The sequence below is a fragment of the Burkholderia anthina genome, assembly GCF_902498995.1.
Lineage (GTDB): Bacteria > Pseudomonadota > Gammaproteobacteria > Burkholderiales > Burkholderiaceae > Burkholderia > Burkholderia anthina.
Genome location: NZ_CABVLY010000011.1, coordinates 21850 through 47389, shown reverse-complemented (window position 1 = coordinate 47389; position 25540 = coordinate 21850). Strand labels below are relative to the sequence as shown.

Genomic DNA, 25540 nt, shown 5'->3' with positions numbered 1-25540 from the left:
TCGGGCGGCGCGCGATTCACGCCGCGGGTTGCACGGCGCCGGGTTTGCCTGCCGCGGCGGCAATCCGGCAGATCTGTTCGAAATCCGGGCCGCTGGTCGGAATGTCGATATGGAACACCTCGGCGATGACCCGGGTCCAGCCATGGATGAAATAAGTCCACCCGTCCTCGATTTGCAAGTGGCGTGCGTGGGACTGTGCGCGCGCCTGATCGAGAAACACGAGATTGCCGCGATAGTTCAGGTCCCAGACGATCCCGCGTTCGGGGAACGATGCGCGATCGGTGAGCGGCGAGCCGGGCGCGTCCTTGCCGAGACCGGTTGCGTTGATCACCAGCGCGGCCGGCGAAAGCCGCGCGAGTACGGCATCGTTGTCTTCGGGGCGTGGCGCGATCACGTATTCGCAGGGCACGCCGAGATCCAGCTCGCGATGAATGCGTTCGATTTCCTCGAGGCGGGGGGCCGATCGGTTCGAGACGATCACGCGCGACGGACGATTGGCGTCGCGGCTACGCTGCATCAGATGCCAGGTCAGTGCGATCGTCGAGCCGCCCGCGCCCATCGAGAACAGTTCCGCACCCGTCTGCGCAAAATGTCCTGCGGGCAGGAATCCGTCGAGCGCGAAGCCCGAGGTGATTGGATCCTTCGCATGACAGACGAACTTGCCGTCGCGCTTGGACAGGCAACTGGTTTCGCCCATGACGCGTGCATGCGGATCGATTTCGTCAAACAAGTCCTCGCAGGCCGCATACAGGTCGATCTTGTGCGTGGTCACGAGTGCGCCGAGCGAAAGCGGATCGCGGCGCAGGAATTCGACGACTTCGCGGTAGGCTTCCCGGCTGGCATGCAGCGGGAAGTCGATGCCCTTCATTTCGACGTCGCCTAGCCCGAGATGGCGCGCCCATGCGGGGAACACGCGCATGATCGAGCTTTGCGCCGTCGTCACACCGATGAAGTAGAAGGTCGGTTTGGTAGCGGGGGGATAGGTCATCAGGCGTGGTCCGGTTGGGTTTGGCGCGCGATGAGCGCGTCGATTTCGTCGGCGGTGCGTTCGCGCCATGCGGGATTGGGTTCGCTGCGCCAACTGCCGTTGCCGTCGTCGACGATGCGCATCCGCATGCCGTTCGCGCGCTCGATGATGGCGTAGTCCTGACCGGAGTCCGCCGGATAGCAGAACAACATCACGAAGTCGCTCTCGCCCAGGTTCACCGAGCGATGAATCCAGCGGGGCGGCACGTAGCACACCGTGTTGGCGCGGATTTCGACGATGCGCGTTTGCCCGTCGGGCGCTTCCATCAGCATCAGACCGTGGCCTTTCAGGCCGAAGTAGAGCTCGGGGCGGTCGATGTTGGCGTGGATATGGCCGCGCGTCATGAAGAACTCGTCGCCCACTTTCCCGGCGCTCATCCGCGTGACGCCGGTGATCAAGTCGCCCGGCCGCGTGTTCGGCCGGTGATCGGTCACGTCGTATACGACGTCATCGCCGCGCGACGCTGCGAGCGCTTCGAATGCAGGCGCGTCGGCGTAGAGCCCGGCGAGATCGCCGAGACGTTTCTGGTAATGCGAATCGGTGCCGGTCATCAGACCGGTGTTCGGATCCACGTCGAACGAACGCGGTTCGGGCCATTGCATGACTTTCTTCTCCCTCGGAGGTCAGGTTGTTCAATCTCTTAAACGTTAGTGTTTATGATGATATAGTTTGTAAAACAAACGAACATACGGGTTTTTACTAGGATATTTGTGCATTATCGTAAATATAATGATATAAACACTATCGTTAATTTATCGGGTGTCGTGCCTTGATGCGACGCGACATTCGTCGAACAGACAGGAGGCTCACGATGCAGGGAACCGCAGAACCGGCGCATGGCGCTGGAGTGATCGACGTGTTGCGCGAAGCGCTGGGCACCGACGTAGTCAGCCTGCCGGCGGAATTTTCCGGCCGTCGGCACGCCGATTCCAGTCGTATGCCATGCGCGGAGCCCGTCGCATTGCTGCGGCCGCGCACGACCGAACAGGTCGCGACGGCGTTGCGCATCTGCCATGAACATGGCCAGCCTGTCGTCACGCAGGGTGGCCTGAGCGGTCTCGCGGGTGGCGCGTGCCTGCTGGGCGGTGAAGTCGCGCTGAGCCTCGAACTGATGAACGCGATCGAGGAAATCGACCCGGTGAGCGCAACCATGACCGTTCAGGCCGGCGTGCCGCTGCAGTCCGTTCAGGAAGCGGCCGCGGCAGCAGGCTTCATGTTTCCGCTGGATCTGGGCGCACGCGGTAGCGCGACGATCGGCGGCAATCTCGCGACCAATGCCGGTGGTAACCGCGTGATTCGCTACGGGATGATGCGCGAGCAGGCGCTGGACATCGAGGCGGTGCTCGCGGACGGCAGCGTGATCGGCGGCCGACGCAAGATGATCAAAAACAACACCGGCTACGATCTGCGCAATCTGCTGATCGGCAGTGAAGGCACGCTTGGCGTGATCACGCGGGCGGTGTTGCGACTGCGGTCGAAGTCGCACGCGGTGTCGACTGCGTGGTGTGGCGTGCCCGACTACGAAAGCGTCACGGCGCTGTTGCGCATGGCGCAGGAACGACTGCCCGCCGGGGTATCGGCCTTCGAGGTGATGTGGCCGGGCTACTACGATTTCGTCCTGTCGCGCCTGCCGGAATTGCGCGCGCCGTTGACGGGGCGCCACGCGTTCTATGTGCTACTGGAGAGTAGCGGCGCCGATTCCGTCAGCCAGAATGCCGCTTTCGAGGCGTTTCTTGCGGACATGCTGGAGGCCGGCACGCTCGGCGACGCCGCGCTGGCCGCTACCGAAGCGCACGCCGCCGCGTTCTGGGCGATCCGCGACGCGCCCGGCGAGTACGGTCGCCTGATTCCGGGACGGGTCTCGTTCGATGTGAGTTTTTCGATTGCCGACGTCGGTGAGGCCGCGCGACGCTGCGACGAACGCCTGCGCGCGCAATGGCCCGATGCGCACATCCTGATCTACGGCCACCTGGGCGACGGCAACCTGCATATCGTCGTACAGCAGCCCGACTGGCCGGCGAGCGCGGCGGCCGAAGTGAAACTGGTTGTCTATGGTGTGACGGCCGAAATGAACGGCTCGGTGTCGGCGGAGCATGGAATCGGCACCAAGAAGCTCGACGTGCTCGCGCTGTCGCGCAGCCCGGCGGAACTGGCCACGATGCGTGCGTTGAAGGCGGCGCTCGATCCGCGCGGAATCCTGAACCCCGGCAAGCTGTTCGCGTCATGACTGGCGCGACGGAGAGCGGCAACGCGGCGCTTTTGGGGCGCCGCGGCGCGGATCATGTGCCCGGCGCATACGTCGGCGCGCGGGCGTTCAGTGTGAAACGCGTCATGGCGAATCTCGTGCGCGCGCCGGGTTATCATCACCAATCGGTCATGGGCGCCAGCCTCGCCACGGGGGTTCCGGCGGCGGTGTGGCGGGTCAACCGGGCTCCGGTCACACGCCGCGCGGGCAGTCTGCGCGACGTGCGGACGAGGTCTGGACACCCATGTTCCGTGCCCGTTCGTCGACGAAGGATATCCTGCGTGCCCGATTACAACATCCTCGAAGTGATTGACCGCGCCCGCCCCAATCTGCGGCGGGGCAGCCGGCAGGTCGCCGATTACATTCTTGAGAACACTCACCTGATTGCCGAGCTGAGTCTTTCCGAACTGGCGCGGCTTGCCCAGGTGAGCGAGCCGACCGTGCTGCGATTCTGCGCGACCGTCGGCTGCAGCGGTTTCAAGGAATTCAAGATCCGCGCGGTACAGAGCCTCGCCCTCGGGGCGCCGGCCACGCATTCGGTGTTGTCCGGAACGGACACGCCGGAAACCGTTGCGACCAAGATTTTCGACTACACCATTACCAGTCTCGACTGGGCGCGCAAGAAGCTCGATTTCGATGCGATCGGGCGTGCAGTCGAGATACTCGCTGCCGCGTTGCGCATCGAGTTTTTCGGTTTCGGTGCCTCGGGTATCGTCGCGCTGGATGCGCAGCAGAAGTTTCCGCTGTTCGGCGTACCCTGCATCGCGCATCAGGACTCCCACCAGCAGTTCATCGCCGCATCGATGCTCAAGCCTGGCGATGCCGTCGTCGCCATCTCCAATACCGGTGCAACGCGCTCGTTGATCGAGGTGGTGCGCACGGCAAAGGATCGCGGCGCGAAGGTCGTCGTGATTACCGGATCGCAAGGGCCGTTGACGCGCTATTGCGATGTCGCGGTGGTGGCGGAAACGCTTGAAAACACCGACGTCTACACGCCCACCACGTCGCGGCTTGCGGCGCTTGTCATCATCGACATTCTTTCCACGAGTGTTGCCCTCCGGAAGGGCGAGACTCACGCACGCGAAGTGCAGGACATGAAGCGCCATCTTGCCGACATGCGTACTTCCGGCGTGATTTGAGCCGTTGTGCTGCGGGCCCGTGAGCGGCCTGCACGGATCCGGGGCGACCTGTCGACTGGTCGCGTCCGTCGTTCGGAACTATCAGGGCAGAAATCCCATCGGGAGTCGTATGAAGATTGTGGTCGCAGTAAAGAGAGTGGTCGATTACAACGTGAAGGTCCGCGTGAAGTCGGACAACACGGGTGTGGACATCGCGAACGTGAAGATGTCGATGAACCCGTTCGACGAAATCGCGGTGGAAGAAGCCTTGCGCCTGAAGGAAGCGGGCGTGGCGACGGAAGTGATCGCGGTGTCGGTTGGCGTTGCGCAAACGCAGGAAACGCTGCGCACGGCGCTGGCGATCGGCGCGGATCGCGCGATCCTGGTCGAGTCGAACGACAGCGTCGAGCCGCTGGCCGTCGCGAAGATCCTGGAGCCGCTGGCGGACAAGCTTCAGGCCGCACTCGGCGCGTCGCGCGCGGCCGTCGATGCAGGCTACGTGCCGAACGACTACCAGGTCGGCCAGACCGGCAAGATCGTCGCGCCGCAGCTGTACATCGCGGTCGGCATCTCGGGTGCGATCCAGCATCTGGCCGGCATGAAGGATTCGAAGGTGATCGTCGCGATCAACAAGGACGAAGAAGCGCCGATCTTCAGCGTGGCCGATTACGGCCTCGTTGGTGATCTCTTCGAAGTCGTTCCGACATTCGTCGCCGAATTCGCGTAACCGCGTTCGACTCACGACGAGTTGGCATCACGCTCCGTCACGTCGCAAGCGGCTTTTTCTGCGGCGTTGCGGAGGCGACATGTGCGGACACCGCGAATGCATCGGCACCGCGCGACGCGCATCGTGTTCACCGTTTCGCGTAGCAGCCGGGACGAGTGGGGCGGGCACGAGTCCGTTTGATTTTTTCTGCGCGTTACCCTCGCTCGCGACGACGAACAACCCCAAAAAGCCACGGATTCCTCCGTGGCTTTCCCATCACGCAGCCGTTTCGCGGCCGCGTATCGCAAGCATCGCGCGAACCGCTTACGCGATCGTCTTCGACCAGTTCGCGTACCAGTTGCGGAACAGCGTGTACTGCGCTTCCGCGTAGTTGCGCTGCGCGTCGCTCAGTGCATCCGTGTCGTTGAAGTGCAGCGTGTATTCCGTGTCGCCGTTCAGCACCATCAGGTGCTTGTAGAACAGGACCAGGTCGCAGCCTTCGTCGAACGACGACAGCACGGCCAGCGCCGATTCCAGTTCCTTCGCACGCACACGCGCCACTGCATCGCCTTGCGCGGCCTTCTTGCACAGGTCGACCAGTTGCAGCACTTCGCGCGGCAGCGCGTTGCCGATACCGGTGATTGCGCCTGCTGCGCCGCAGTTCACGAAGCCGTGGAACACTTGCGTGTCGACGCCAGCCATCAGCGTCACGCTATCGTCCTGCGACGTGATGTTTTCCGCTGCGTAGCGCATGTCGGCGGCGCCACCGAATTCCTTGAAGCCGATCAGGTTCGGATGCGCGCGGCGCAGTTCGAAGAACAGGTCGGCGCGGGTCGCGAAACCGTAGTACGGGCTGTTGTAGATCACGGCCGGCAGGTTCGGCGCGGCGTTCAGGATCGCGGCGAAGTGCGCCTTCTGTGCGGCCGGTGACGCGCCGCGCGACAGCACGCGCGGAATCACCATCAGGCCGTGCGCGCCGACCTTGGCGGCATGCGCCGCGTGCGACACGGCCTCCTTCGAGTTCACGGCGCCGGTGCCGACGATGGTCGGCACGCCGGCTTTGACCAGGCGCGCGACGCCTTCCTGGCGCTGCGTTTCGGTCAGCAGCGGCCAGTCGCCCATCGAGCCGCAATACACCACCGCGCGCATGCCGAGTGCCACCAGCTCCTTGCCCTTCTTGACCAGCGCGTCGAAATCCGGCTGACGGTCAGCGGTGCACGGAGTCATCAGGGCCGGAATGGTGCCGGTAAAAATGTTGTCGCTCATCTCGTTTCCTCATTCAGATAGGGTCAACTGCCATTGCTGGCAACTTGGGCTGTATGCGCCTGCCGTTTCGTCCGCGTGATCGGGACGGCGGTTGGCCACCTCTTGTTTGCCTCGGTGCCGAAACGTTGCCTCCGGTTTCGCCCGAGAGTCAGCCATCGACGAGGTCATTCTAGCCAGTTCGCATATTTTATACAATATAAAATAAAAAGGGCGTGACGAAGGTGGCCGTTCCGGGCATGTGGAAGGGCGGCGAATCGCGGCGCAGCGGCCTCCGGCGGGGATCGCGGGTGAATCCCGGCGAAGCGGGGCGATGCCTCTCCCGGCGCTTCCGCGCTCGCCCGACGGCCTTCGAAGCCCGGCCGGCGCTCTCGAAACCGATTCCCGCCGTGTTCTCCTCCGACAAAAATCATTCCGTCCGACAGCTTCCAGCCCGTTCGCCAAACGCCGCCCGCCGCGTCGCATTTCCGCCGAAAGCATTTTTGAGATTTCGTGGATCGTGTATTGAATATTGTATAAAATCTTTCGGCGCGCTTACTTGCGAACCGCCCCGTCAAGGGAAATGGAAGATAACGAGAGGAGATACGGAGATGACAAGTCAGGTCGGCGAGGCAGTCTCGCCAGGTAACGCAACCGGCGTGCAGGACGCGGCGTCGAAGCGGGAATTGAAGCGGGTCGTCGCGGCGTCGATGGTCGGCTCGGTGGCGGAGTGGTACGAGTTCTTCCTGTATGGAACGGCGTCGGCACTGGTGTTCGGCACGCACTTCTTCAAGAAGACGGGCAACCCGATCGACGGCCTGCTCGCCGCGTTCGCACTTTATGCGGTGGGCTTCGCCGCGCGTCCCATCGGCGGGCTGGTGTTCGGTTACTACGGCGACAAGTTCGGCCGCAAATATCTGCTGCAGGTGAGCCTGGTCGTGGTCGGCATCACGACCTTCCTGATGGGGTGCCTGCCGACCTTCGATTCGATCGGCTACTGGGCGCCGGCGCTGCTGGTCACGCTGCGCCTGATCCAGGGCTTCGCGTTCGGCGGCGAATGGGGCGGCGCGATCCTGCTGGTCAGCGAACACAGCCCCGACAACCGCCGCGGCTACTGGGCCAGCTGGCCGCAAGCCGGCGTGCCGGCCGGCAACCTGGTCGCCACCATCATCCTGCTGGTGCTGTCGAGCGCGCTGTCGGAGGCCGACTTCCTGTCATGGGGCTGGCGCGCGGCGTTCTGGTTCTCGGCGGTGGTGGTGCTGATCGGCTTCTGGATTCGCCGCAAGGTCGACGATGCGCCGATCTTCAAGGAAGCGCAGGCGCGCCGCGAGAAGAAGCAGGAAAAGCAGCTCGGCGTGGTTCACGTGCTGAAGTATCACTGGCGTCAGGTGCTGATCGGCATCGGCGCGCGTTTTGCCGAGAACATCCTGTACTACATGGTCGTCACGTTCTCGCTGACTTATCTGAAGCTGGTCGTCGGCTTCGACACCACGCGGATCCTGAAGCTGATGTTCGCGGCCAACGCGATCCACTTCATCTTCATCCCGCTGATGGGGCTGATGTCCGACCTGGTCGGCCGCAAGCCGGTGTACCTGACGGGCGCCGTGCTGACCGCCGGCTGGGGCTTCGTCGCGTTCCCGATGATGGACACCGGCAACGACTGGATCATCATGGCCGCGATCGTGCTGGGCCTGTTCATCGAATCGATGACGTACTCGCCGTATTCGGCGCTGATGACGGAGATGTTTCCGACCAACGTGCGCTATACCGCGCTGTCGCTGTGCTACCAGGTCGCGCCGCTGATGGCCGGCTCGCTCGCGCCGCTGATCGGGCTGTCGCTGCTGGATCGCTATCATTCGTCGACGCCGATCGCGCTTTATCTGGTCGCGGCGGCGGCGATCTCGATCGTGTGCGTGGGGCTCGCGAAGGAAACGCGGGGGAAGTCGCTGCGTGAGGTCGATGCCGAGGCCAATCGGCGCACGCGTGCGTGATTGCGGCGGCCGAAACCGGCGCGCATGCATGGAAGCCACCCGCGCGGGTGGCTTTTTCGATGGAGCGGCGCAAGCGCGGCGCTGCGTCGAGATATCCTGCCGTCGGCGCTCGGCGGCAGGGGCGCTCTGCTAATATTGTAGAAAATATGCAATATCCGTCGCCGCTTGCCTGACCGCCATCCCCAGCCCGAACCGCAACATGAACGAGAAACGCCCAGCTCTTGTCTACGCCACCCGCGCCGAAGCCGCGGCGAACGAATTGCGCCGCCGCATTCTGACGGGAGAGTATGTCGACGGCTATCAACTGCGCCAGGATGCGCTGGCCACCGAACTGGGCATCAGCCGCATCCCGCTGCGCGAAGCGCTGGTGCAGCTCGAGAGCGAGGGGCTCGTGAAGATCCTGCCGCACAAGGGCGCGATCGTGTCGGAGCTGTCCCCGGAGGACATCACCGAACTGTTCGAGCTGCGCGCGTTGCTGGAGCCCGTGCTGCTGAAAAAATCCATTCCGAAGCTGACCGTCGACGATTTCGCGCGGCTCGACGCGATCCTCGAGGAATACAGCGCCGTGCTGCACGCGAGCCAGTCCGGGCGCTGGGGCGAACTGAACACCGAACTCCATCATCTGCTGCTGTCGCGCGCCGACCAGCCGAAGACGGCCGCGATCGTCGCGTCGCTGCTGCAGCAGACGGACCGCTACACGCGTGTGCAACTGTCGCTGTCCGAAGCCGCGCGCGACGTCGCGGAATCCGAGCACGCCGAACTGGTCGCGTTGTGCCGCAAGGGCGATACGCGTACGGCGGCATCGCTGCTGAAACGGCATATCGAGCATGCGGGCGGCGAGTTGAATGCGTTTTTGCGGGACCGGCGCGTCGGTCGCTGACATCGTTGCCGCGCACCGCGCGGCGCAAACCTGCCGTGGTCGATTGCCGCGCTGACGCTGTCGCGCCGACGTTCCGATGTTCTGCATCGCACCCCTCCTTTCACGATTCGCGTATCGCGGCGAGCACGCATCATGCGTGCTCGCCGCGACGTCACGCGAGCCGTCGTCGGCCCGCGTGACGGAATCGCGCAAGCGCGGTGCGCTCGCAACCCCGCCCCCGATCCCCCGCACGAACGCAGGAAACCGGGGTCGTCGTATCGTCGTTACAACGACGGCACCCACGTCGAGCCGAACGGGTTCGACTGATCGATGCCCGGGAAGTCGACGAACGCCTTGCTGCAGTCGAGCACGCTGGCCGGATCGATCGGGCGGGTCGCGGTGCCGTTCACGACGACGCGGTTCGCGGTCGACGCGAACACCGGCAGGTTCACGTTGCGCAGCGTGAGGTTCGCGTCGGATGCGATCGTCGAGATGCCGTCGGGCGTATCGGCCACCACGTCGGTGAGCGACATCACGAGCGGGAACGCCGGTTCGCCGTAGCCGCCGGTATTCGCTTCGAACCCCTGCAGCTTCACGCCCGCCGTGCCCATGATCACGACGTGGGCGATCGAGATGTCATGGAAGTCCGGATACAGCGGCCCGCCGGCCGGCACGGCCTTGGTGCTGTAGTACGGCGTGAACAGCAACGCGTTCTTCGCGTCGCGGATGCAGATGTCCGAGTAGTGGATGTTGCTCACCTCGCCGCCGCGCGCATAGTCGGACTTGATCCGCAATCCTTCCTCCGAATCCCGGAACGAATTGTCGTAGACCTGAACCGCGATGCGCTCGATCGGCACACGCTCGTGGCGTTGTGGGGCCGTGGCGACTTTGTAGTCAGTCATCCTATGACTATGGAAATGAAAACGAAAGATGGCGGTTGGCGTCGGGAAAACGACACTGCGGCGCGTCGATTCAAATACGAACCTATTTCCGGAAAACGTTTCGCCGGCTATCCACTAAACAGAGAACGCTTTTCCCCTTGAACGGCTGTAAACCCGTTTCAGAAGCCGTTATAGGGGTATGCACCAAGTGAGTTAAACGATTAACCGACGTACATTTCCAGCGACACGTCATACAACGTATGACTGTGATGAGACGAAAGGCCGGGCACCGACGCTTGCGGAGGGCGCCACGATCGCCGCGAAACAACGAGCAACCATCAAGGAGACTGACGATGAAACACCGATTCACCCGCTCCCGTACTGCACTGGCCGTCGCGCTGATGGCCGGCTTCGCGGCCTCCGCCCATGCCCGCGTGTTCCGCTCGGCGGACGTGCACGGCGACAACTTCCCGACCAACATGGCGGTCAAGTACATGGGCGACGAGCTGTCGAAGATGACGGGCGGCAAGGACTCGATCAAGGTGTTCGGCAACAGCGCGCTCGGCTCGGAGAAGGACACGGTCGACCAGGTGCGGATCGGCGCGATCGACATGGCGCGCGTGAACGGTGCGTCGTTCAACGAGATCGTGCCGGAGTCGCTGATCCCGTCGTTCCCGTTCCTGTTCCGCGACATCGATCATTTCCGCAAGGCGATGTACGGCCCGGCCGGCCAGAAGATCCTCGACGCGTTCTCGGCGAAGGGGATGATCGCGCTGACGTTCTACGAGAGCGGCGCGCGCTCGATCTACGCGAAGCGCCCGGTGCGCTCGCCGGCCGACATGAAGGGGCTGAAGGTGCGCGTGCAACCGTCCGACCTGATGGTCGACGAAATCAAGGCGATGGGCGGCACGCCGACGCCGATGCCGTTCGCCGAGGTGTACACGGGCCTGAAGACGGGCCTCGTCGACGCAGCGGAAAACAACATGCCGTCGTACGAAGAAACCAAGCACTACGAAGTGGCGCCCGACTACTCGGAGACGGAACACGCGATGACGCCGGAAGTGCTGGTGTTCTCGAAGAAGATCTGGGACACGCTGTCGCCGCAGGAGCAGACGGCGATCCGCAAGGCCGCGGCCGATTCGGTGCCGTACTACCAGAAGCTGTGGACGGCGCGCGAGGCCTCGGCGCAGCAGACGGTGACGAAGGGCGGCGCGAAGATCGTGCCGGCCGCGCAGATCGACCGCGCGGCGTTCGTGAAGGCGATGCAGCCGCTGTGGAGCAAGTATGAAAAGACGCCGCAGATGAAGCAGATCGTCGACGAGATCGAGGCGACCAAGTGACCCGTCGCACTTCCCTGAACGGCGCGGCGGCCGTGGGCTCTCCGGACGCGGCCGCCGCGGACGGGGCGGCACCGTGCCGCCCGCGCGCGGCCGCGCCGCGCTTGCGCTGCGTGAACGACCTGCTGTTCCGCGCGCTGGCCGTGATCGCGTCGCTGTGTCTCGCGGCGCTCACGCTGCTGGTGTTCTATGCGGTCGTGATGCGCTACGTGTTCGAGAACGCCCCCGACTTCGTCGAGCCGATCGCGTTGTTGCTGGTGATCGTGATCGCGATGTTCGGCGCGGCGATGAAGGTGCGCGACGGCGGCCATATCGGCCTCGACTCGCTCGTGCGGCGTCTGTCGGCGGGCCCGCGCACGGCGGTGATCGCGATCCAGCACCTGAGCCTGATCGCGTTCGCGATCGCGATCATCGTCGGCTGCGGCAGCATGGCCGCCGAGACGATGGGCGACCGCATTCCGATCATCGGGCTGCCCGAAGGCGTGCGCTACCTGATCACGATTCCCGCGGCGATCGCCATCATCCTCTTCTCGCTCGAGCACCTGCTCGCGCTTCGTCGCTCTCCGCCGGGACAATAACGCCATGGAACTCGCGATTCTGTCCGTCAGTTTTCTGATATTCCTCGTGCTCGGCGTGCCCGTTTCGTTCGGGCTCGGGCTGGCATGCGTGCTGACCTATATGGTCGAAGGGCTGCCGATCGCAACCGCGATGCAGTCGATGATCTCGGGGATGAACGCGTTCTCGTTCCTCGCGGTGCCGTTCTTCATCTTCTCCGGCGAGCTGATGCTGCACGGCGGCATCGCGGACCGGATCCTGCGTTTCGCGCAGGCGACCGTTGGCCATTTCCGCGGCGGTCTCGGGATGGCCAACGTCGTCGCGTGCACGCTGTTCGGCGGCGTGTCGGGCTCGCCGACCGCCGATACGTCGGCGATGGGCGGCGTGGTGATTCCGCTGATGAAGCGCGAAGGCTACAGCGCGGCCTACGCGGTCAACGTGACGACCCATGCGTCGCTCGCCGGCGCGCTGATGCCGACGTCGACCAACATGATCATCTACGCGTTCGCCGCGCAGGGGATCACGGGGCTGCTGCACGGCGAGCAGGTGAGCGGCGTGTCGATCGGCGACCTGCTGTTCTCCGGGTTGCTGCCGGTGTTGTGGGTGATGGGCTTCGTGCTCGCCGCCGCGTACTGGCAGGCCGTGCGCCACGGCTATCCGCGCCGTGAGGACGGCTCGTCGGCGCTGCCGCTGTTCCCGGGCTGGTACGCGGTGCTGCGCAGCTTCGTCGGCGCGGTGCCGGGGCTGATGGTGATCGCGATCATCCTCGTGTGCGTGGCGAAAGGGATTGCGACGGCGACCGAAGCGGCTGCGATCGCGGTGGTGTATTCGCTCGTGCTGACCGCGTTCGTGTACCGCACGCTGACCGTCGAGAAGCTGCGCCGCGCGCTGTCGCATGCGGCGCGTACGACGGGCGTCGTGCTGCTGCTGATCGCCGTGTCCAACATGCTGCGTTTCCAGATGTCGTACCTGGAGATTCCGGATGCGATCGAAGGGCTGCTGAAGCAGTCGACCGCCGCGCCGTGGCTGATGCTGCTGTACATCAACGTCATCCAGGTGTTCCTCGGCACGTTCGTCGACATGGCCGCGCACATCCTGATCACGACGCCGCTGTTCCTGCCGATCGCGATGGCGTGCGGCGTCGGGCCGGTGCAGTTCGGGATCATGCTGCTGCTGAACTGCTCGCTCGGCCTCGTGCACCCGCCGATCGGCTCCGTGCAGTTCGTCGGCTGCGCGATCGGCAACGTGTCGATCGGCGAGACGACGAAGATGGCGTGGCCTTACTACCTCGCGATCTTCAGCGCGATCAACATCGTCACGTATCTGCCGTTCTTCTCGACCTGGCTGCCGAGCCTCATCAGCGGTCACGCGGTGTACTGATCGCTTGCCGGTGTACTGATCGTTTGCATGACCCGCCGCGGCGCCGGACGACTCGCGTCGTTCGGCGCCGCAATCACATGTGCCGCGTCATTTCCCGACCTCGAACGCCATGAACATGAAGACACTTCGGCGCGCCGCCGCGGCCGCCGCATTCGCGCTGGCCGCATCGGCCGCGCACGCCGCGACGTATGCGTACGTCTCCAACAGCGACAGCCGCGACATCTCGGTGTTCGGCGTCGACACGTCGAACGGCGCGCTGCGCGCGATCGAGACCGTGCCGGTCGGCGGCACCGTGATGCCGATGGCGCTGTCGCCCGATCATCATCGGCTGTATGCGGCGCTGCGCTCGACGCCGTATCGCGTCGTCAGCTTCGCGATCAATCCGCTCGACGGGCGGCTGATCGAGCTGGGCCGCGCGCCGCTCGCGGAAAGCATGGCCTACGTGTCGACCGATGCGTCGGGCCGCTACCTGTTCTCCGCGTCGTACGGCGGCAATCTGCTGGCGGTGAACCGGATCGGCGCGAACGGCGTCGCGGGCGACGTGCAGCAGACGATCGGGACCGGCCCGATGGCGCACGCGATCCGGCAATCGCCGGACGGCCGTTATGCGTTCGCGTCGGTGCTCGGCGCCGATGCGTGGCTGCGTCTGCCGTTCGATGCAGCGCACGGCACGCTGACCGACACGGCCGAGCCCGCGTACCGGCTGCCGGAGAAGTCGGGGCCGCGCCATTTCGTGTTTTCGTCGAACGGGCGGTTCGCGTATCTGATCGACGAGCTCGACGGCAAGCTGCACGTGATCGCGCTGTCGCACGGCGATGCCGATGCGCGGCCGGTCCAGACCGTGTCGATCCTGCCGCCGGATTTTCACGGCGACAAACCGTGGGGCGCGGATCTGCATTTGACGCCGGACGGTGCGTTCCTCTATGCGTCGGAGCGCACGTCGAGCACGCTCGCGGCATATCGTGTCGACGCAGCGTCAGGCAGGCTGACGCGCATCGGCACGTTCGCGACCGAGCAGCAGCCGCGCGGCTTCGCGATCGATCCGTCGGGCCGGTATCTGCTCGCGGCCGGGCAACTGTCGCCGACGCTCGCGGTGTACCGGATCGACCGGAGCACCGGGCAACTCGACGCGATCGGCAAGTATCCGGTCGGCAAGGGCGCGAACTGGGTCGAGATCGTCACGTACGACGGGACGAACTGACGGCCGGTGCGGCACGGGTTACGCGCGTTCGCCGATCGGCGTGAGCTTGCGCTCGCGCACGCGGCCCTCGTCGGCGCCGCGGCGAATCAGGTCCTGCGCTTCCGCGCGGCTTCCGACACACGGCGCGGAACCGGGCAGCGGCCGGCGGGCCGACTCGCGCAGCGCGAGCACCGACACGATGCCGATGAACGACGCCCCCATCAGGTAGTAGGCCGGCATCATCAGGTCGCCGGTGCGATCGACGAGCCACGCGGTGACGAGCGGCGTCGTGCCGCCGAACAGCGACACCGACACGTTGAAGCCGATCGCGAGCGCGCCGTAGCGGATCCGCGTCGGGAAGAGGGCGGGCAGCGCCGACGGCATCACGCCGGTGAAGGTCGACAGCAGCGTGCCGTAGATCAGCATCCCGCCGAACACGGGCAGCATCCCGCCGGTGCGGATCAGCAGCAGCGCCGGCACCGACAGCACCAGCAGCCCGACGCAGCCGAACATCATCACCGGCTTGCGGCCGAGCCGGTCCGACAGATGCCCCGCGTAGAGCGTCATCGGCATCATCAGCACCATCACGAGCAGCACCATGAAGAGTCCGTGCGTTTCGTTGAAGTGCAGCGTCGCGGACAGGTAGTTCGGCAGGTACGACAGCGCCATGTAGTCGGTCACGTTGAAGATCAGCACGAGCCCGACGCACTGGAGCAGCGGCCGCCACTGTTCGACGAGCAGCGTGCCGAACGACTGTTTCGGGCGCGATCGTTCGTCCGCCTCGCGTGCTTCCGCTTCCTTCTTGAACGCCGGCGTTTCCTCGAGCTTGAGCCGCACGTACAGGCCCACGAGGCCGAGCGGGCCCGCGATGAAGAACGGCACGCGCCAGCCCCATGACAGCAGCGCTTCCTGCGACAGCGTCGCCGTCAGCACCGCGACGGTCGCCGCGCCGAGCGTGTAGCCGATCAGCGTGCCGAACTCGAGGAAGCTGCCCATGAAGCCGCGGCGCCTGTCGGTCGAGAATTCGGCGATGAAGGTGGCGGCGCCGCCGTATTCGCCGCCGGTCGAGAAGCCCTGCACGAGACGGGCGACGAGCAGCAGCACGGGCGCCATGATGCCGATCGATGCGTAGCTGGGGATCAGGCCGATCGCGAAGGTGCCGACGGCCATCATGATCATCGTCGCGGCGAGCACGCGCTGGCGGCCGATGCGGTCGCCGAGCGGGCCGAACACCATGCCGCCGAGCGGGCGCACGAGGAACGCGGCCGCGAACGTGCCGAAGGTCGCGAGCAACTGCGCGGACGGGCTGCCGGACGGGAAGAACACCTTGCCGAGCGTGACGGCGATGTAGCTGTAGACGCCGAAGTCGAACCATTCCATCGCATTGCCGAACGCCATCGCCCCGACCGCGCGCTTGAGGACGGCGGAATCGACGATCGTGATGTCATCCAGCTTGAGGGCCTTGCGTGAAGACCGGGCTTTCGCGGCGTACGCGTGCGATGAACTCAAGGAATGCTCCTGGCAGGGCCGTCGCCGCCGGACGGCAGGTGTGCGGCGCGCAGGCCGCAGGACCGTCGGGGACGAAGGCGGTTGTCTCTGGATCGCCGTGATGTCGAGGATGCGGCACGCAGCACGCGACATCCGGCGAGTGTGTTGGTGTGAAGCAGTGTAGAGAAACGGGCGGAGCCGGCTATCGGTCATGCGCCCGGAAACCGGTCGTAAACGACACGGTTGGCGCAGCGGGACAACCCGCCGCGCGGCAGGGGCAGGCGCGCATCCCGCGGTCCGGGCAGTGGCGCGAGTGGTCTATACCGGGCCGGGACGAGCATGACCGCCGCACGATGTGGCGCGTGCGGCATTCACGCGGAACGATGGGATGAACGCGGATTCACATGGTGCGAAAGTCGCCGTGAATCCGGACGGAAAACGATTCGGAGTGCGAATGCAGAGCGACGACGGTTCGACACAACCGCCGCCGCTCGTGCATCAGAACATGTGGCGGATCCCGACGTTCGCGCCGACGGTCGTTCCGGTGACCGCGTAAAGCGCGTTGGTGATCCCGAGCCCGGTATCCATCGCACCGTGGTTGTTGACCATCGCGACCTGTGCGTAGAGCGCGGTCGCTTTCGACAGGTTGTAGCTCGCGCCGACGGCCGCGAGCAGCGAGTGATTGGCCGTGTCGTTGCGATCGCTCGTGAACCACACGCCGCCGTTCACGTCGACGGCCGGCGTCGCCTGGTAGTCGAGGCCGCCGCCGTAGACGTTGCTGCTGAACGAGCCGCCGACCTTGTAGCTCGCGAACGACGCCTTCGCGGTGACCGGGCCGAACCGGTACGCGGCGCCGATCGTGCGCCCGACGAACGCGACGGTGCTCGGCGTCGGCGTCGGGTCGGTGCCGTCGTTGCCGTCGTAGAACGCGGCGTTGATCATGAAGCCGCCATGCTCGTACTTGAGGCTCGCCGAGTACTGGCGGCCGGCCTGGAAGTCGCCGGCCTTGCCGCCGAGCGCGATCATCGCGCTGCCGGTGAGGCCGGCGATCGTCGGGCTCGTATACGACACGGCGTTCGGGTTGAACAGGCCCGTCACGAGCACGTTGTCGACGTAGTTGACCAGCCCGCTGCCGAAGTGCGAGAAGCTGCGCGGGTCCGAATCGAAGATCGCGAGCAGGAACGGCGAGTACTGCACGCCGGCCTTGACCGTGCCGAAGCCGCCGTCGAGCCCGACCCACGCCTGGCGGCCGAAGAAGTTGCCGTTCGAATGGGCGAACGCGCCGTTGGTGACGGCAAAGCCGCTTTCGAGCTGGAACCGGGCCTTGAGGCCGCCGCCGAGATCCTCGGTGCCGGTCATCCCGAACGTCGTCGGCGTCATGCCGGTGTCGGTCATCGCGAACTGATGGCCCGCGTTCCCGCCGGTGGCGGCGTCGAGCGTCTTGCTCGTATACAGCACGGCGGCGTCGAGGTTGCCGTACAGCGTCACGCTGCTTTGCGCGAAGCCGCTGGTACTGGCCAGCGCGCCTGCCAGCGCGGTGCAACCGATCACGATTCTGCTTTTCATTGAGTGTCTCCAGTGTTGTGTTGTTGTACGTCGATGCATCGAACAGGGGATGCGACGGACGCCCGCGTGGCGGTGTCCGGCGCGCGGGCCGCGCACGCGGGGTGGGGGCGCGGCGGGACGCACGTGCGCGGTCGGGTAGCGGCCGCGTGAGGCGCGTTCATGGCGGGGATGGATGCCGGAACGCGCGTGCGTCGAAGATGTGGGGTGAAGCCAGCTTCTCCGGTCAGAGCGAGCGGCCAAGCTGGTCGAGGATCGCCGGGTTCTCGAGCGTGGAGGTGTCCTGCGTGATCGCCTCGCCCTTCGCGAGCGAGCGCAGCAGGCGCCGCATGATCTTGCCCGAGCGCGTCTTCGGCAGGTTGTCGCCGAAGCGGATGTCCTTCGGCTTCGCGATCGGCCCGATCTGCTTGCCGACCCAGTCGCGCAACGACTTCGCGAGCGCCGCGGCCTCCTCGCCTTCCGGACGCGAACGCTTCAGCACCACGAACGCGACCACCGCCTCGCCCGTCGTGTCGTCCGGGCGCCCGACCACCGCCGCTTCGGCAACCAGTTCGTGCGACACCAGCGCCGACTCGATCTCCATCGTGCCGAGCCGGTGGCCCGACACGTTCAGCACGTCGTCGATCCGGCCCATGATCGTGAAGTAGCCGGTGTCCTTGTCGCGCACGGTGCCGTCGCCGGCCAGATACAGCCGTCCGCCGAGCTCCTCGGGGTAGTAGCTCTTCCTGAAGCGCTCCGGGTCGCCCCAGATCGTGCGGATCATCGCCGGCCACGGGCGCTTGACGACGAGGATGCCGCCTTGCCCGTTCGGCACGTCCTGGCCCGTCTCGTCGACCACCGCCGCCATGATGCCCGGCAGCGGCAGCGTGCACGAGCCCGGCACCGTCGGCGTCGCGCCCGGCAGCGGCGTGATCATGTGGCCGCCGGTTTCGGTCTGCCACCACGTGTCGACGATCGGGCAGCGTTCCTGGCCGACGTGCTTGTGGTACCACATCCACGCTTCCGGATTGATCGGCTCGCCGACCGTGCCGATGATGCGCAGGCTCGACAGGTCGTTGCTCTTCGGGTGGACCTTGTCGTCGGCCTCGGCGGCCTTGATCAGCGAACGGATCGCGGTTGGCGCGGTGTAGAACACCGTGACCTTGTGGTCGCCGATCATCTTCCAGAAGCGGCCGGCGTCCGGCCAGGTCGGCACGCCCTCGAACACCACCTGCGTGCCGCCGCATGCGAGCGGGCCGTACGTGATGTACGTGTGGCCGGTGACCCAGCCGATGTCGGCCGTGCACCAGAACACGTCGTCGGGTTTCCAGTCGAAGGTCCACTTCATCGTCTGCGCGGCCCACAGCAGGTAGCCGCCCGTGCTGTGCTGCACGCCCTTCGGCTTGCCGGTCGAGCCCGACGTATACAGGATGAACAGCGGATGCTCGGCGCCGACCCATTCCGGCGCGCAGGTGTCGGACTCGGCGTCCGCCAGCGCGTGCATCCACAGGTCGCGCTCGGCGTGCCAGTCGATCTTGCCGCCGGTGCGGCGATAGACGATCACGCTCTTGACGGCTTCGCAGCCGCCCATCGCGATGGCTTCGTCGGCGATGCTCTTGAGCGGCAGCGTCTTGCCGCCGCGCGCCTGTTCGTCGGCGGTGACGAGCGCGACGGCGCCGACGTCGACGAGCCGCTCGTTCAGCGATTTCGCGGAGAAGCCGCCGAACACGACCGAGTGCGTCGCGCCGATGCGCGCGCAGGCCTGCATCGCGACGATGCCTTCGATCGACATCGGCATGTAGATGACGACGCGGTCGCCCTTGGCGATCCCGCGTTTCTTCAGCGCATTGGCGAAGCGCGACACGCGCGCGAGGAGGTCGGCATAGGTGACGCGCGTGACGGTGCCGTCGTCGGCCTCGAAGATCACCGCGACGCGCTGGCCGTTGCCGGCTTCGACGTGGCGGTCGAGGCAGTTGTACGACGCGTTGAGCTCGCCGTCGTCGAACCACTTGTAGAACGGTGCGTCGCGCTCGTCGAGCACCTGGGTGAACGGCTTGTGCCAGCTGAGGCCTTCGCGTGCGAGACGCGCCCAGAAGCCTTCGTAATCGCGCTCGGCTTCGGCGGCCAGCGCCTGGTAGGCCGGCATGCCGGAAATGTTTGCGCGCTCGCGCGTGTCGGCCGTCGGTTCGAAGATCCGGCGTTCCTGAAGGATCGATACGATGGCGGTCAAGGTGTTCTCCATGAAAATCGCGGGTTGTGGCTTGCCTGTCGAAACGCAACTTGCATGCCAATCGCGTGCCGGTATCCGGCCGGAACGGCGTCAGCGCCGTCCTTTCGCGGTTTTCATCGTTCGATCCGGACTACAAAGCATTGGAGGAGGGAATATCGGGCGTCGTCGCCGCCGCGCGCGTTGCGTCGAAATGCAGCAGCGGTGTTGCAGGCGTCAACACGGCGGGCAACGCGCGACGTGCGTTGCCCGCGCCGCCGGCCGCACGCGCGCTACGCGATGAACGACCGGAGCACGCCGAACGCGTCCGACGCGCGAAGACGGTCGAGCGCCGACGCCTCGATCTGACGCACGCGTTCGGCGGACAGGTTCAGATGGCGGCCGATGTCGCGCAGCGAGCATCCCTCGCCCGCATGCAGCCCGTAGCGCAGCCGCAGGACCATCGCTTCGCGCGGCGGCAGCCGGTCGATCGCGCACGCGACGGCATCGCGCAACTGCGCGGCACCGGCGGCGTCTTCGGGCGACGGCATCGCCGGGTCCGGCACGACGTCGACGAAGGTCATCTCGCCGTCCGGCGACACCGGCACGTCGGTCGACATCGGCTCCTTCACGATCGCCATCAGGTCGCGGACTTTGTCGACCGGCTCGCCCATGTGCACGGCGAGTTCCGCCGGCGTCGCGGTCGCGCCCGAGCGCTGCCGATGGTCGCGCGCGAGCCGCTTCAGCTTGTTGAGCGCGTCGACCGTGTGGGTCGGCACGCGGATCGTGCGCCCGAGGTCGGCGAGCGCATGCGTGATCGCCTGCCGGATCCACCACGTCGCGTAGGTCGAAAACCGGAAGCCGCGCCGGTAGTCGTAGCGCTCGATGGCTTTCAGCAGCCCGATGTTGCCTTCCTGGATCAGGTCGGCGAACGGCAGGCCGCGATCGGGGTAGCGCTTCGCGATCGACACGACCAGCCGGAGATTCGCATCGAAGAGCCCCGTGCGCGCCGGCTGCATCGCGCGTTCGATGACCGCGAGACGCGCATCGAGCGACGCGGTCGCACGCGGCGGCAGTGCCGATGCAGCCGCGTCGCGCACGATCGCGTCGCGTGCGTCGACGAAGTCGGCCGCCCGTCGCGTCAGCGCCGGCCCGCAGGCGGGATGCGCGGCAATGCACGACGCGAGCCAGCCGAGGTGGTCGTCGTCGTCCGACCGCGCGAACGACGGCGGGACGCCGACGTCGCCCAGCATGCGTTCCAGCCGGCCGCGCAAGGCACGGTGCCGGCGTGCGCGGTCGCGCAACGGCTCGCTCATCCGCTCGAGCGCGCGCGCGGACAGGCGCAATGTGCCGAGCAGCGCCGCGGCGTCGCGTACGGGCGAGCGATACGCGGCGGAAGCGGTGCCGCCGGACGCCAGCGCCGCGCGCATGCCGTCCACGAGCGCGTCGATGCGGGCGAGCCGCGCGACGACCGCGGCGCGCCACGCGGAATCGTCCTGCCGCGCCTGCGCGTCATCGTCGTCCTGGTGCGAGGGTTCGGCGTTGGAGCCGGACGATTCCTCCGTTGCGGCGCCGGCAGACAGCGCATCGTCGCGCGGCCCGTCGGCGAGAAAGATCACATAGGTCGACGCGGCGCTCCGGCGTTCGGCGATCTCGCGGCGAATCGACATCAGCGCATCGAGCGCATCCGGATCGCCGCACAGCACCGCGGCCGACGCCGCGCGGCCGCGTTCGATCCGCTGCGCGTACGCGAATTCCTCGTTGCGCGTGAGGAGCGGCGTCGTGCCCATCTCGCGCAGATACAGCCGGACCGGATCGGTCGTGCGCGGCGCGAGCAGGTCGGCCGCGGCGAGCGTGCCGGCACCGTCGGCCCATGCGCGCACGGGCCGGAAGTAGCGTTCGAGCGTCCAGCCGCTCGCGGTATCGGCGCGGTCGCACACCGCGATGCCGAGTTCGCCGAGCACCGCGGCGGCCGCGTCGATGCCGCTGTCGTTCGCGTCATCGTCGGGCAGTGCGTCGATGATGTCGCCGCGTGTGACGAAGCCGCGCGCGAGGCCGGTCGCGATCAGCGCATGCAGATGCGCGACGGCATGCGGCAGCGAACCGTCGTCGGGCGTGACGACGGGCGCCGGTGCGTGCCGCGCCGGCATCCCGTCGCGCGATGCGTCACGCGCGCTTCGCATACACGTTGCACCAGCCGTCCGCCGCCACCGACTTGCCGCCGAACATCGGGCACGTGCCGCTCGCATCGGCCGCTTCGCCCTTGTAGAAGCGGCAATTCGCGCAGCGCTCGCCGGCCTGGTATTTCGGGAACTTCGCGGTGTCGACGCTCGATGCACGGGCGCGATAGCCGAGCGTCTTCGCGGCGGCGTCGTTTTCGTCGACGAGCGGCGGCGCCGCGAGTGCCGCACGCGAGGCAGCGAGCGCCGCGCACAGGCCGAGGGTGTTGACGATGAAGGTTCTGCGGGAGGTGGGGTGCGTCACGGTCATTTCCTGGTGAAGATGAAATCGTGGGGAAGGGCGCGGCCCGCGTCGCGTGGCGGGGCCGCTTGCCCGGGGGATTACTGGCTCGCGTCCTTGTGCGCGGCGGGGCCCGCGATGAGCGGCGCGGTCGAGGCGCGCGCGGTATCGGCCGTCAGCTTGCCGTTGCCGGCGACATAGCCGTTCGACGCGAGCAGGAAGGCCATCAGGTCCGCGTAGTCGTCGTCTTTCAGCTTGCCGGGCTGGTCGGCGGGCATGTTGGTCGCCATGTAGCCGAACACGCCGCCGATCGTCAGGTGCGAGTGCGACAGCGGCGCGAACGACGGACCGCTCAACGCGGGCGCGGTATTGCCTTCGAGGTCGGCGCCGTGGCATTTCGCGCACGCATTGCCGTAGATCGCCTTGCCGTGGGCGGCCTGTGCGGCGTCGAATGCAGGGGCCGCGTCGCCGCCGGTGCTCGCCGCGACGCGGATGAAGCTGCCGCCGGCGGGCAGGTTGCGCGCGCGCAGCAGGCCGCCGGGCGCGTGCAGGCCGGCTGCCATCGCGCCGTCGGCGAAGCGCGACGGCACGCGCGACTCGTGCGCTTCGAGCGCACTGCCGGGCAGCGCCCACTTGCGGGTCAGCGCCGCGAGCCGGCCGTCGTGCTTCATCTGCGTGAGCGTTGCGTCGATCCGCTGCTGCAACGCAGCCGAGCGCGGCGCGAATGCAAACGTGAGCTGCCAGTCCGCATACGGAGACGACGTCGCGCCGACGCGGAACGTCTGCTTCGGATGCGCGGCCTGATACGCGACGACGGCCGGATACCAGACGATCGCGCGATGCGCGCGGCCGCGGGCGACCGCGTCGACCGTTTGCTCGGACGTATTCTCGAGATCGAAGCGCGCGTCCTTCTGCTGGACCGCGATCAGTTGCGCGGGGCTCGCGTAGGTCGCCGCGACGATTTCGCGGCCGGCCGGCGGTGCGCCCGCGTCGCGGCGCGTGACGCTGACGTAGCCCGAACGCAGGTAGCCCTGCGAGAACAGCAGCTTCGTGTCGGATGCGTCGGCGATCGCCGAGCGCGGGAAGCCCGCGAGCACGTCGCAATCGCGTTCGAGGATGCCCGCGAGTTCGTGTGCGGAGACGCCGTCGTCGTCGCTGCCGCCGGCGTCGTGTGCGGAAAAGGTGGCGGCGACGCCGGCCGTGCGGAACACGTCGCGGGCGACGGCCTTGTCGAGTGCGGCCGTCGGCGTGCCGGGCAGCGAGCAGATACGCACCGGCGTCGCGGCCGTGGACAGCGCCGGGGTCAGCGCCGTGCCCGCCGCGAGCGCACAGGCCACGGCGAGGCGGGAAAGTCGAAGGTTCATGATCGTCGCTCGGTTGGAAACGGGGAGGCGCCCGCGCCGTCGGCGCGGGCGCAATGCGGTCGACCGGACGTCGATCAGCCGCGGTTCAGGGCGAACACGTACAGCGTGCCGCCGCGCGGCACGTCGTCCGCCGCCTTGGCCATCGGGCCGCCCCAGATCGGGTTCGCGCCGCCGTAGCCTGCCAGGACTGCTACGTACTCCTTGCCGTCGACTTCAAACACCGACGGCTGCGCGATGATCCCGCTCGCGAGCTGCGGGCTCTCCCACAGCACCTTGCCGGTCGACACGTCGAACGCGTACAGGTGGCCGTCGAGCGAGCCGCTGAACGCGAGGCCGCCCGCGGTCGTCGCGACGCCGCCGTTCCACGGCAGCTTGCTCCAGTGGCTCCATACCTTCTTGCCGGTGTTGACGTCGATCGCCTGCAGTTCGCCGTAGCCTTCGCTGCCCGGCTCCGGCTTGATCTCGAAGCCTTCGCCGAGATACGGCAGCCCTTCCATGTAGTTGACCGACTTGCCGGACAGGCTCATGCACGCATGCAGCGACGGCACGATCGCGAGATGGTGTTCGGGGTCGTACGACACGGACCACCAGTTCTTGCCGCCGAGGAAGCTCGGGCACGTGTCGATCGTCGTGCCGACCTTCGGATACTTCGCGGGATCCTGGATCGGCGCGCCGTCTTCCGTGTAGCCGGTGACCGACGTCGCCTTCACGAACGGCTCCGCATAGATCAGCTTGCCGGTATCGCGGTCGATCGCGTGGAAGTAGCCGTTGCGGTCCGCGTGGAGGATCGCGTCGTGCTCCTTGCCCTTGTACGTGATCGTCGCGAGCACCGGCGTGTTGACGCCGTCATAGTCCCAGGTGTCGTGCTTCGTGTACTGGTAGTGCCACTTCAGGTCGCCGTTCTTCGGGTTCAGCGCGAGCAGCGAATCGGAGTACAGGTTGTCGCCCGGGCGCAGATCCGCGAGCCACGGCCCCGGGTTGCCGACGCCCCAGTACAGCGTGCGGGTCGCCGCATCGTAGGTGCCGGTCAGCCACGCCGGCGCGCCGCCGTGCGCCTGCATCCCGTCGGGCCAGGTGTCGCCGTGCTTCTCGCCCTGGCCGGGGATCGTGAAGCGCTTCCACAGCAGCGTGCCGTCGTTCGGGCTGAGCGCGGCGATGAAGCCGCGCGCGCCGTACTCGCCGCCCGAGCTGCCGACGACGATCGCGCCGTCGAGTGCGAGCGGGGCGAGCGAGAACGCATAGCCGAGGCCCGGTTCGAACATCTGCTTCTTCCACACGAGCGCGCCGGTCTGCGCGTCGAGCGCGGCGACTTCGCCGCTCAGCATCGCGACGTAGACGTTCTTGCCGTACAGCGCCACGCCGCGGTTCACGACGTCGCAGCAGGCCGTCTTGAACGACTCCGGCCCGAGCTTCGGCTCGAATTTCCACAGTTGCGCGCCGGTGGTTGCATCGAACGCGTAGACGTTGTCCTTCGGCGTCGTCACGAACAGATAGCGGCCGTTGACGATCGGCGTGGCTTCGAAGCCCTGCTTCAGTTCGGCGGGAAACTTGTAGCTCCACGCCTGCGTCAGCTGCTTCACGTTCGACGTGTCGATCTGCTTGAGCGGCGAATGCGCCTGGCCGTTGTACGTGCGGTAGTAGGTCAGCCAGCCCGGATCGCGCTGCGCATCCGTGAGCCGCTGGTACGTGACGGCCGGATAATCCGCGGCGGCATCCACCAGGCCGGGATTCAAGACGAGGGCGGCCGCCACCGCGATGCCGATCGTTGCCAGTCGGCTCGTCAAAGCCGGGACTTTCTTCATGGTTGTCTCCTGAGTCATTGTGGTCGCACCGCGGCCAACACGCGGCCGGGCCGGCAGGGTGGTGTTCCGGATCCAGTGCGCAGCCAGTCACGCAAATCGCATGCCATTGCCGCGCGCGCCCCGCCGCGCAACGCGCAGCGGCGGATTGCGCGCGCCA

Annotated in this window: 19 protein-coding genes and 1 pseudogene; 9 read left to right on the top strand and 11 right to left on the bottom strand. The window is 66.6% G+C overall.

What is annotated here, in order from left to right:
• Positions 1–16 precede the first annotated feature (16 nt).
• Together BME24068_RS15980 and BME24068_RS15975 are read right to left on the bottom strand one after the other, a co-directional pair.
• On the bottom strand, positions 17–1057 hold the full coding sequence (locus BME24068_RS15980; RefSeq protein ID WP_239007692.1) for a shikimate dehydrogenase family protein: 1041 nt from the start codon (positions 1055–1057) through the stop codon (positions 17–19).
• Positions 988–1629 (bottom strand): glucose-6-phosphate isomerase, encoded by a 642-nt coding sequence (locus tag BME24068_RS15975; RefSeq protein ID WP_174926621.1) that lies wholly within the window; start codon positions 1627–1629, stop codon positions 988–990. Before BME24068_RS15975 ends, BME24068_RS15980 begins: the two co-directional genes overlap by 70 nt.
• A 209-nt stretch (positions 1630–1838) precedes the next feature.
• Here BME24068_RS15975 and BME24068_RS15970 point away from each other — a divergent pair, with 209 nt between their 5' ends.
• The 3 genes from BME24068_RS15970 (at position 1839) to BME24068_RS15960 (ending at position 5117) form a co-directional block, all read left to right on the top strand.
• Positions 1839–3254 (top strand): FAD-binding oxidoreductase, encoded by a 1416-nt coding sequence (locus tag BME24068_RS15970; protein WP_174926620.1) that lies wholly within the window; start codon positions 1839–1841, stop codon positions 3252–3254.
• Positions 3251–4411, top strand: a complete 1161-nt coding sequence (locus BME24068_RS15965; protein ID WP_239007693.1) for a MurR/RpiR family transcriptional regulator — start codon at positions 3251–3253, stop codon at positions 4409–4411. Before BME24068_RS15970 ends, BME24068_RS15965 begins: the two co-directional genes overlap by 4 nt.
• 109 nt (positions 4412–4520) lie before the next feature.
• Positions 4521–5117, top strand: coding sequence for an FAD-binding protein (locus tag BME24068_RS15960; RefSeq protein WP_203368128.1), 597 nt, complete (start codon positions 4521–4523; stop codon positions 5115–5117).
• Positions 5118–5420: 303 nt separating this feature from the next.
• Here BME24068_RS15960 and BME24068_RS15955 read toward each other — a convergent pair whose 3' ends face one another.
• Positions 5421–6362, bottom strand: coding sequence for a dihydrodipicolinate synthase family protein (locus BME24068_RS15955; RefSeq protein WP_174926619.1), 942 nt, complete (start codon positions 6360–6362; stop codon positions 5421–5423).
• Between the two features lie 587 nt (positions 6363–6949).
• Here BME24068_RS15955 and abaF point away from each other — a divergent pair.
• Both abaF and BME24068_RS15945 read left to right on the top strand, forming a co-directional pair.
• A complete protein-coding gene (gene abaF, locus BME24068_RS15950; protein WP_275404968.1) occupies positions 6950–8329 on the top strand; it encodes a fosfomycin efflux MFS transporter AbaF in 1380 nt (459 codons plus the stop codon).
• A 199-nt stretch (positions 8330–8528) separates the two neighbouring features.
• The gene (locus BME24068_RS15945; RefSeq protein WP_174926618.1) at positions 8529–9209 is read left to right on the top strand and encodes a GntR family transcriptional regulator; all 681 of its coding nucleotides are present in this window, start codon (positions 8529–8531) and stop codon (positions 9207–9209) included.
• A gap of 263 nt (positions 9210–9472) precedes the next feature.
• Here the strand turns inward: BME24068_RS15945 and BME24068_RS15940 are convergent.
• Positions 9473–10024 (bottom strand): annotated as a pseudogene (locus tag BME24068_RS15940) (glycosyl hydrolase family 28 protein); the annotation flags it as partial.
• Between the two features lie 398 nt (positions 10025–10422).
• Here BME24068_RS15940 and BME24068_RS15935 point away from each other — a divergent pair.
• The 4 genes from BME24068_RS15935 to BME24068_RS15920 all read left to right on the top strand — a co-directional run bounded on the left by BME24068_RS15935 (position 10423) and on the right by BME24068_RS15920 (position 14542).
• Positions 10423–11409, top strand: coding sequence for a TRAP transporter substrate-binding protein (locus BME24068_RS15935; RefSeq protein ID WP_096508611.1), 987 nt, complete (start codon positions 10423–10425; stop codon positions 11407–11409).
• Positions 11406–11984 carry a TRAP transporter small permease gene (locus BME24068_RS15930; RefSeq protein ID WP_174926617.1) on the top strand — a complete coding sequence of 193 codons (579 nt, stop codon included), beginning with the start codon at positions 11406–11408 and terminating at the stop codon, positions 11982–11984. The genes BME24068_RS15935 and BME24068_RS15930 overlap by 4 nt, the downstream gene beginning before the upstream one ends.
• A 4-nt stretch (positions 11985–11988) precedes the next feature.
• Positions 11989–13341: a TRAP transporter large permease gene (locus BME24068_RS15925; protein ID WP_096508613.1), complete on the top strand. Its 1353-nt coding sequence runs from the start codon at positions 11989–11991 to the stop codon at positions 13339–13341.
• Between the two features lie 109 nt (positions 13342–13450).
• A complete protein-coding gene (locus BME24068_RS15920) occupies positions 13451–14542 on the top strand; it encodes a lactonase family protein (RefSeq protein WP_420887518.1) in 1092 nt (363 codons plus the stop codon).
• An 18-nt stretch (positions 14543–14560) separates the two neighbouring features.
• Here BME24068_RS15920 and proP read toward each other — a convergent pair whose 3' ends face one another.
• The 7 genes from proP to BME24068_RS15885 all read right to left on the bottom strand — a co-directional run bounded on the left by proP (position 14561) and on the right by BME24068_RS15885 (position 25383).
• A complete protein-coding gene (gene proP / locus BME24068_RS15915; RefSeq protein WP_174926615.1) occupies positions 14561–16030 on the bottom strand; it encodes a glycine betaine/L-proline transporter ProP in 1470 nt (489 codons plus the stop codon).
• A gap of 477 nt (positions 16031–16507) precedes the next feature.
• On the bottom strand, positions 16508–17575 hold the full coding sequence (locus BME24068_RS15910; protein WP_174926614.1) for a porin: 1068 nt from the start codon (positions 17573–17575) through the stop codon (positions 16508–16510).
• A 223-nt stretch (positions 17576–17798) separates the two neighbouring features.
• Positions 17799–19793 (bottom strand): acetate--CoA ligase, encoded by a 1995-nt coding sequence (gene acs, locus BME24068_RS15905; RefSeq protein WP_174926613.1) that lies wholly within the window; start codon positions 19791–19793, stop codon positions 17799–17801.
• A 257-nt stretch (positions 19794–20050) separates the two neighbouring features.
• A complete protein-coding gene (locus BME24068_RS15900; protein WP_174926720.1) occupies positions 20051–21907 on the bottom strand; it encodes a sigma-70 family RNA polymerase sigma factor in 1857 nt (618 codons plus the stop codon).
• Positions 21908–21923: 16 nt separating this feature from the next.
• Positions 21924–22247 (bottom strand): high-potential iron-sulfur protein, encoded by a 324-nt coding sequence (locus BME24068_RS15895; protein ID WP_174926612.1) that lies wholly within the window; start codon positions 22245–22247, stop codon positions 21924–21926.
• 71 nt (positions 22248–22318) lie between these two features.
• Positions 22319–23581: a c-type cytochrome gene (locus BME24068_RS15890; protein ID WP_174926611.1), complete on the bottom strand. Its 1263-nt coding sequence runs from the start codon at positions 23579–23581 to the stop codon at positions 22319–22321.
• A gap of 74 nt (positions 23582–23655) precedes the next feature.
• Entirely contained in the window at positions 23656–25383 is a 1728-nt protein-coding gene (locus BME24068_RS15885; protein ID WP_096509036.1) for a methanol/ethanol family PQQ-dependent dehydrogenase, read from the bottom strand.
• Positions 25384–25540: the final 157 nt, after the last annotated feature.

Excerpts from the sequence above, each read along its gene's own strand:
- BME24068_RS15955 (WP_174926619.1), bottom strand. The coding sequence starts at position 6,362 with ATGAGCGACAACATTTTTACCGGCACCATTCCGGCCCTGATGACTCCG.
- BME24068_RS15960 (WP_203368128.1), top strand. The coding sequence starts at position 4,521 with ATGAAGATTGTGGTCGCAGTAAAGAGAGTGGTCGATTACAACGTGAAG.
- BME24068_RS15935 (WP_096508611.1), top strand. The coding sequence starts at position 10,423 with ATGAAACACCGATTCACCCGCTCCCGTACTGCACTGGCCGTCGCGCTG.
- BME24068_RS15970 (WP_174926620.1), top strand. The coding sequence starts at position 1,839 with ATGCAGGGAACCGCAGAACCGGCGCATGGCGCTGGAGTGATCGACGTG.
- BME24068_RS15895 (WP_174926612.1), bottom strand. The coding sequence starts at position 22,247 with ATGACCGTGACGCACCCCACCTCCCGCAGAACCTTCATCGTCAACACC.
- BME24068_RS15980 (WP_239007692.1), bottom strand. The coding sequence starts at position 1,057 with ATGGCGCGAACGCACCGCCGACGAAATCGACGCGCTCATCGCGCGCCA.
- acs (WP_174926613.1), bottom strand. The coding sequence starts at position 19,793 with ATGGAGAACACCTTGACCGCCATCGTATCGATCCTTCAGGAACGCCGG.
- abaF (WP_275404968.1), top strand. The coding sequence starts at position 6,950 with ATGACAAGTCAGGTCGGCGAGGCAGTCTCGCCAGGTAACGCAACCGGC.
- BME24068_RS15890 (WP_174926611.1), bottom strand. The coding sequence starts at position 23,581 with ATGAACCTTCGACTTTCCCGCCTCGCCGTGGCCTGTGCGCTCGCGGCG.
- BME24068_RS15945 (WP_174926618.1), top strand. The coding sequence starts at position 8,529 with ATGAACGAGAAACGCCCAGCTCTTGTCTACGCCACCCGCGCCGAAGCC.
- BME24068_RS15925 (WP_096508613.1), top strand. The coding sequence starts at position 11,989 with ATGGAACTCGCGATTCTGTCCGTCAGTTTTCTGATATTCCTCGTGCTC.
- BME24068_RS15885 (WP_096509036.1), bottom strand. The coding sequence starts at position 25,383 with ATGAAGAAAGTCCCGGCTTTGACGAGCCGACTGGCAACGATCGGCATC.
- BME24068_RS15900 (WP_174926720.1), bottom strand. The coding sequence starts at position 21,907 with ATGCCGGCGCGGCACGCACCGGCGCCCGTCGTCACGCCCGACGACGGT.
- BME24068_RS15965 (WP_239007693.1), top strand. The coding sequence starts at position 3,251 with ATGACTGGCGCGACGGAGAGCGGCAACGCGGCGCTTTTGGGGCGCCGC.
- BME24068_RS15975 (WP_174926621.1), bottom strand. The coding sequence starts at position 1,629 with ATGCAATGGCCCGAACCGCGTTCGTTCGACGTGGATCCGAACACCGGT.
- BME24068_RS15910 (WP_174926614.1), bottom strand. The coding sequence starts at position 17,575 with ATGAAAAGCAGAATCGTGATCGGTTGCACCGCGCTGGCAGGCGCGCTG.
- BME24068_RS15920 (WP_420887518.1), top strand. The coding sequence starts at position 13,451 with ATGAACATGAAGACACTTCGGCGCGCCGCCGCGGCCGCCGCATTCGCG.